Source organism: Vibrio sp. V30_P3S12P165 (genome assembly GCF_009904905.1).
Taxonomy (GTDB): domain Bacteria; phylum Pseudomonadota; class Gammaproteobacteria; order Enterobacterales; family Vibrionaceae; genus Vibrio; species Vibrio fujianensis.
This window is the reverse complement of record NZ_WXWH01000032.1, coordinates 1-5,934: the sequence shown is the minus strand read 5'-3', so window position 1 is coordinate 5,934 and position 5,934 is coordinate 1. Positions and strand designations below refer to the sequence as shown.

7 protein-coding genes are annotated in these 5,934 nt (G+C 39.3%); 6 read left to right on the top strand and 1 reads right to left on the bottom strand.

From position 1 onward, the window contains the following. Positions 1–276 precede the first annotated feature (276 nt). Genes CAG57_RS07120 through CAG57_RS07095 form a run of 6 tightly spaced genes read left to right on the top strand, consistent with a single transcriptional unit; the run spans position 277 to position 5,551 of the window. Positions 277–720 (top strand): PTS sugar transporter subunit IIA, encoded by a 444-nt coding sequence (locus CAG57_RS07120; protein ID WP_099611282.1) that lies wholly within the window; start codon positions 277–279, stop codon positions 718–720. 12 nt (positions 721–732) lie between these two features. After that, positions 733–2,136, top strand: a complete 1,404-nt coding sequence (locus CAG57_RS07115; RefSeq protein WP_099611281.1) for a PTS mannitol transporter subunit IICBA — start codon at positions 733–735, stop codon at positions 2,134–2,136. A 46-nt stretch (positions 2,137–2,182) separates the two neighbouring features. After that, positions 2,183–3,454 carry a zinc-binding dehydrogenase gene (locus CAG57_RS07110; RefSeq protein ID WP_161427335.1) on the top strand — a complete coding sequence of 424 codons (1,272 nt, stop codon included), beginning with the start codon at positions 2,183–2,185 and terminating at the stop codon, positions 3,452–3,454. Positions 3,455–3,513: 59 nt separating this feature from the next. Then, on the top strand, positions 3,514–4,032 hold the full coding sequence (locus CAG57_RS07105) for an MltR family transcriptional regulator (RefSeq protein ID WP_099611280.1): 519 nt from the start codon (positions 3,514–3,516) through the stop codon (positions 4,030–4,032). A 9-nt stretch (positions 4,033–4,041) separates the two neighbouring features. Beyond that, positions 4,042–4,776, top strand: a complete 735-nt coding sequence (locus CAG57_RS07100) for a nucleoside/nucleotide kinase family protein (RefSeq protein WP_161439516.1) — start codon at positions 4,042–4,044, stop codon at positions 4,774–4,776. 28 nt (positions 4,777–4,804) lie between these two features. After that, entirely contained in the window at positions 4,805–5,551 is a 747-nt protein-coding gene (locus tag CAG57_RS07095; RefSeq protein WP_099611278.1) for a phosphatase, read from the top strand. Positions 5,552–5,676: 125 nt separating this feature from the next. On the opposite strand, the gene CAG57_RS07090 is transcribed toward CAG57_RS07095, so the two are convergent. Continuing rightward, positions 5,677–5,934, bottom strand: a 258-nt coding sequence (locus tag CAG57_RS07090) for a hypothetical protein (RefSeq protein ID WP_237666062.1), incomplete at its 5' end; no start/stop codon positions are given.

Below are 5,934 nucleotides of genomic sequence, written 5' to 3'. Positions count from 1 at the left end.
AACACGTGTCAATCCATTTAATGTGATTTAAATAGAAATTTTTATTTTTATTTTAAATATTGTTTATGTGATTTTTTGCACGTTTTGGGTATTGATTTGTAATTTTAACCAAATAAGTAAAAAACTTTCATTCTTTAAATGAGAAGTTAAGCATGAAAAAAGGCTTGATGTAATTTTTTTTGTAATAGAAATCACGATTTGGTCTTATTTCCCATGGCTTCTTTTTCCATTGATAATGCCTTTAACCACAACGGACAACAGTAATTGAGGTTTATCATGCTGTATGATCTTATTGATCATGAACTTATTGATGTGATTGATGATCGCCCTTATCAATGGCAAGAGGCGGTAAAAAAGACCACTCAATATCTAGAAGATAGAGGATATGTCTCGCAACAATATGCAGAGGCTATTATCCAATCAACCAAAGAGAATGGACCTTATTATGTTTTATGCCCAGGGTTGGCGATGCCTCATGCTCGCCCAGAAACTGGCGTACTAAAAACTGGTCTAGGCATTCATATCTTTCCTACTCCCGTTGATTTTGGTTCGGATCTTGGTCCGGCCAATATTTTGATCACTTTAGCTGCAACAGACTCTGATACCCACATAGAGGTGATTCAAGCACTAAGCGAGATGTTTGTGGACGAAGAGAATATTGCAATATTGGCACGAGCCTCTTCTAAAGAACAAGTTCTAGAGATAATCAAAGCATACTAAAAGGAACATAACGTGAAAGCAAACATGCGAGCGAATGTGCAAGCCTTTGGTGGATATTTAACTGCCATGGTGCTGCCAAATATTGGAGCCTTTATCGCTTGGGGCTTTATTACCGCACTTTTTATTCCAACAGGTTGGATGCCAAACGAAGCGTTTGGTGAGCTTGTTGGGCCGATGATTACTTATTTACTGCCGCTATTGATTGGCTATACCGGTGGTCAACTAGTGGGAGATAAACGCGGAGCCGTTGCGGGAGCTATTGGGACTATGGGAGTCATTGTGGGAGCCAACATACCCATGTTTGTCGGCGCAATGATCATGGGGCCACTGAGTGCTTGGGTTATGGTTCAGGTCGATAAGCGTATCCAACACCGGATTCCTTCAGGGTTTGAGATGGTCGTGAACAACTTCTCACTCGGTATTATCGGCATGATCCTATGTTTATTTGCCTACCACATTGTTGGCCCATCGGTCACGGCAGCAAATTTATTTGTTAAGTCGGGGATTGAAGCATTAGTCGCGACAGGTTTTCTTCCTTTACTGGCTATCATTAATGAACCAGCGAAGGTTTTATTTTTAAACAATGCGATTGATCAAGGGATCTATTATCCATTGGGTTTACAAGCCGCTGCAGAAACCGGTAAGTCGATCTTTTTTATGGTAGCGTCGAACCCAGGCCCTGGTTTAGGTATGTTGTTGGCTTATGCTAAATTTGGTCAAGGCCTTTCTAAGCGCTCAGCACCGAGTGCCATCATTATTCATTTTTTTGGTGGTATTCATGAGTTGTACTTCCCGTATGTACTGATGAAGCCAATCATGATCGTCGCCATGATTGCGGGAGCAGCAACAGGGATCATCACTTTTAATCTGTTAGGTGCAGGTTTAGTCGCAGGGCCAAGTCCGGGTTCCATATTCTCTTACTTAGCACTGACTCCTAAAGGTGGATTTCTAGCCACCATCTCAGGTGTAACAAGTGCGACAATCGTTTCTTTTTTGGTTGCAAGTGCAATATTAAAAATGAGTAAATCTGTAGAAAAAGAAAGCGAATTCGAAAAGTCCGTCACAAATATGCAAGCGATGAAAGCACAAGGAACGGTCAAATCAAACACAGTAGGGCAGGCTCAAGCATTAGCAAAACCAATTGCATTTATTGCCTTTGCTTGCGATGCCGGAATGGGATCAAGTGCGATGGGGGCATCGATATTTAAACGTAAGCTCACCCAAGCTGGAATAGATATTCAAGTGCAGAATTTTGCTATCGAAAATGTGCCTAATGACGTTGATATTGTCATCACACATGAAAGCCTAGAAGAAAGGGCTATCAAAGCGACAGGTTTACCCGTTATCACGATTAAAAACTTTCTTAATGATCCCGCTCTTGATGAGTTGATGGTGATGATTGAGAAACAAGGCTAATAGATTATTATGGGGCGGTCTATCCGCTCCATTGAGGAGAGGAATCATGGTAAAAACAACAGCAGCGGTGATCTGTGGTGAAAACGATGTCCAACTTAGAACGTTTGATTTACCCAGCATTTCCGCGGATGAACTTTTGGTCAAAAATATTTCTAATAGTATTTGCTTATCCACTTACAAAGCCGCATTACTAGGTAGTAAACATAAACGTGTACCTAATAATATTGATCAAGTCCCGGTGATGACAGGTCATGAATATGCTGGTGTGATCATACAAGTAGGAGAGAACCTAAAAGATCAATTTACCGTCGGCGACTACTTTGTTCTACAACCTGCGATGGGCTTACCTTCTGGCTATTCCGCGGGTTATAGTTATGAAACATTTGGTGGTAACGCGACTTATTCTATCATCCCTAAAATAGCAATCGATTTAGGTTGTGTTTTACCCTATCACGGGGATTATTTTGCGGATGCTTCGCTGGCAGAGCCGATGTCTTGTATCATCGGCGCATATCATGCAAGTTACCATACAACACCGTATATTTATGAACATCAAATGGGGATCAAAACGGGAGGGGCACTGGCTTTACTTGCTTGCGCCGGCCCGATGGGGATTGGTGCCATTGATTACGCAATTAATGGGCCAGTGAAACCTAAGTTAGTGGTGGTTACTGATATTGATGCTGCACGTTTAGAGCGTGCTGAAACCTTAATTCCCATTTCACAAGCAAGAGCGCAAGGCATTGAATTACATTATGTGAATACGGCGAAATGTGATGATCCTGTCTCTCATCTTAAAGCTCTTAACCAAGGTAACGGATATGATGATGTGATGGTTTATGCGGCAGTTGCACAAGTATTAGAACAAGCAGATGAATTATTGGGTAATGATGGTTGCTTAAACTTTTTTGCAGGGCCTACGGATAAAAAATTTAAAGTCCCGTTTAATTTTTATAATGTGCATTACGAATCAACACATATTGTTGGCACATCTGGCGGCTCTACCGGAGATATGTTGGAATCTCTTGAATTGTCTGCACAAGGAAAAATTAACCCATCCTTTATGATTACCCATATCGGTGGGCTACAAGCAGCACCACATACTATTTTACATCAATTGGATATTCCCGGAGGGAAAAAGCTAATTTATCCACACATTGATCTCCCCTTGACCTCCATTGATGATTTTTTATCACTCGCGGAGCAAGATCCATTCTTTATTGAGTTAGATGCTATTTTGAAAGCAAACCACTATGTGTGGAATGCATCAGCAGAGAAAGCGTTATTAGAATTTTATGATGTGAATTTAACGATTTAATGATCATTATTTTATGTGGTAGCCTTTGGGTTACCACATCATAAAGAGGTGATAAAGCGTTGTCCCGTGTAGATGCATTACTGGAGAAGTTAGATGAGTGTGAAAGTGCCACTGCATTTCTTCAGATTTCTAACAAAATCATCAACCTCAAGCTAAAAACGTTACTGCCGAATATCTTTGTTCAAGACGATTTAGTGAAAGAGTATGCAGTGGAACCTTTATTAAAAAAAGATGGGCCACTGGAAACCACCGATGTTATCTCTAAATTGATGTTTGCTATGGGTAAAATATCATTGCAAACCTATGCTGACATTGGTTTGTATGAACAAATGTTAGAGTATGGACTTTCTCAACCCGAAAAGATTAAATTTTCCGATAACATTATTTATGACTTTATTAAGAATCAAGCAGTGCTCTCTTCACAACAAGATAGCGTCTATCTTGACTCGATCAATCAGTTAAAGTTCTCTTCATTTGAGTCCTTTTCACAGATGAGATATGAATCTCTGATTAAAACCGTATTGAAATTATCGTGTGAAATGTTGATCGAGAAAATCGAAGAGGAAATTAATCAGTAAGGCCTTAACATGAAAGTAAACTTAAATGTCAGTGGTTTTGAAATACAAGCGACTTTCCCTCGTGTGGATGTCAAGAGAGTTCATCAGCCTCTGATCGAAAAATTTACCCGTCTTTATTATGAGAAAAAAGAAAGGATCGTTATTTTCCTATGTGCTCCTCCTGGTAGCGGTAAATCTACCTTAGCGGCATTTTGGGAACACCTTTCACAGAGCAATGAAGATGTCGAACCGCTGCAAGTACTGCCACTAGATGGTTTTCACTATCCGAATGATATTCTGGATAATAATATGATTGAACGCAATGGCGAAAAAATATTATTACGGACAATTAAAGGTTCTTACGAAACATTTAATTTAACCGAGCTGATCAGCAAGCTGAAACAGTTAAAAATTAAAGATCCTAAGTGGCCTTATTACGATCGAAATCTGCATGATCCAGTTGATGACGCTATTACCGTGAATCGTAATGTAGTGGTGGTAGAAGGTAATTGGCTATTATTAAATGAACCTGTTTGGAATGAACTCTACCGTTTGGCCGATTTCACCGTCTTTATTGATACAAAAGCAGAATATCTTCAAGAGCGATTGGTTAATCGAAAAGTTCGTGGAGGTTTATCTCTCGAAGAGGCAATAACGTTTTATCGTCATTCAGATGCAATCAATATTGATAAAGTACTTAATCATTCGATTGCTGCTGATTTGACTTTATTTTTAAATAAAAAGGGTTCATTCGAAATCGACTAAATAGCCTTATGACTTTAGGGGATAAAATATGAATATCGTTATTGATAGCCACACCCATACGATTGCGAGTGGGCATGCTTACAGCACCATTTTAGAAAATGCGTTAACTGCTAAGAATAAGGGGCTAAAACTTCTTTGTACCACGGATCATGCTCCTAAAATGCCGGGAGCCCCCCACTACTGGCATTTTAATAATCAAAGAATTTTGCCCCGCTTTCTTTACGATGTGGGTATTTTACGAGGTGTCGAGGCCAATATTTTAAATGTTGCCGGTGAGATTGATTTACCTTTTTCATCAGACCAACATCTCGATTGGGTCATTGCTAGTTTCCATGAGCCGGTCTTTGAACCCGCAAATGAAGCGCTGCATACAGAGGCTTTAATCAATATCATTAAGAGTGGACGAGTCGATGTTCTGGGACATTTAGGTAATCCTAACTATCCATTCGATATGGAACGTGTACTGCACTGTGCTAAAAATTACCATGTGGCCATTGAAGTCAATAATACCTCGTTGACAGGGAAAAGCCGAAAAGGTAGCGATCAACGATGTGACCAGATTGTTAAGCTCGGTCAGGCTATCGGCGTATTTTTTAGTACAGGATCTGATGCTCATTTTTGTGAAGAGATTGCCCGTTTAGATTTAGTCAAACCACTACTTGATAAATACCATGTTAACGAAGAGCAAGTTATTACCACTTCAACAGCTCGGTTTCTAAACTTTTTACTGTTGCGTGGAAAACCAAAAATTAACGAGTTTGAACATTTATATTGAAGGTTTACCTAAGCGAATTATTATCGACAGCGGCAGCCAGTCAATCCCCCAATTATATGCTGATTGGGTTGCTGCCTATCTGTTGATCCAAATCGTTTGAGTATAGAATTAGCTATTAACATTGTTTATGAATGTGGCGTATACTCTGCTAAAAAATCACAACGAAAATCGGCATATTGACTGGGAATAAATGGATTATTTAAGTAAATGACTTTCCATATGTTTGTTTGTAGTTGTTGCATAGTCGTCGGATAGTGTTGATTAAATATTTGATCAAATTTTTCACTTTTTCTTAGCGAATTCCAGCGATTATTTATATTTTTCATATCTTTATCCATACTCGGTGATAGATAAAAAATTAGAGGTAATGGATAGTAAAGGAG

What these genes read in the sequence shown, in the direction of transcription:
- CAG57_RS07120 (WP_099611282.1), top strand. Translation starts at nt 277, where the DNA reads ATGCTGTATGATCTTATTGATCATGAACTTATTGATGTGATTGATGAT.
- CAG57_RS07110 (WP_161427335.1), top strand. Translation starts at nt 2,183, where the DNA reads ATGGTAAAAACAACAGCAGCGGTGATCTGTGGTGAAAACGATGTCCAA.
- CAG57_RS07100 (WP_161439516.1), top strand. Translation starts at nt 4,042, where the DNA reads ATGAAAGTAAACTTAAATGTCAGTGGTTTTGAAATACAAGCGACTTTC.
- CAG57_RS07095 (WP_099611278.1), top strand. Translation starts at nt 4,805, where the DNA reads ATGAATATCGTTATTGATAGCCACACCCATACGATTGCGAGTGGGCAT.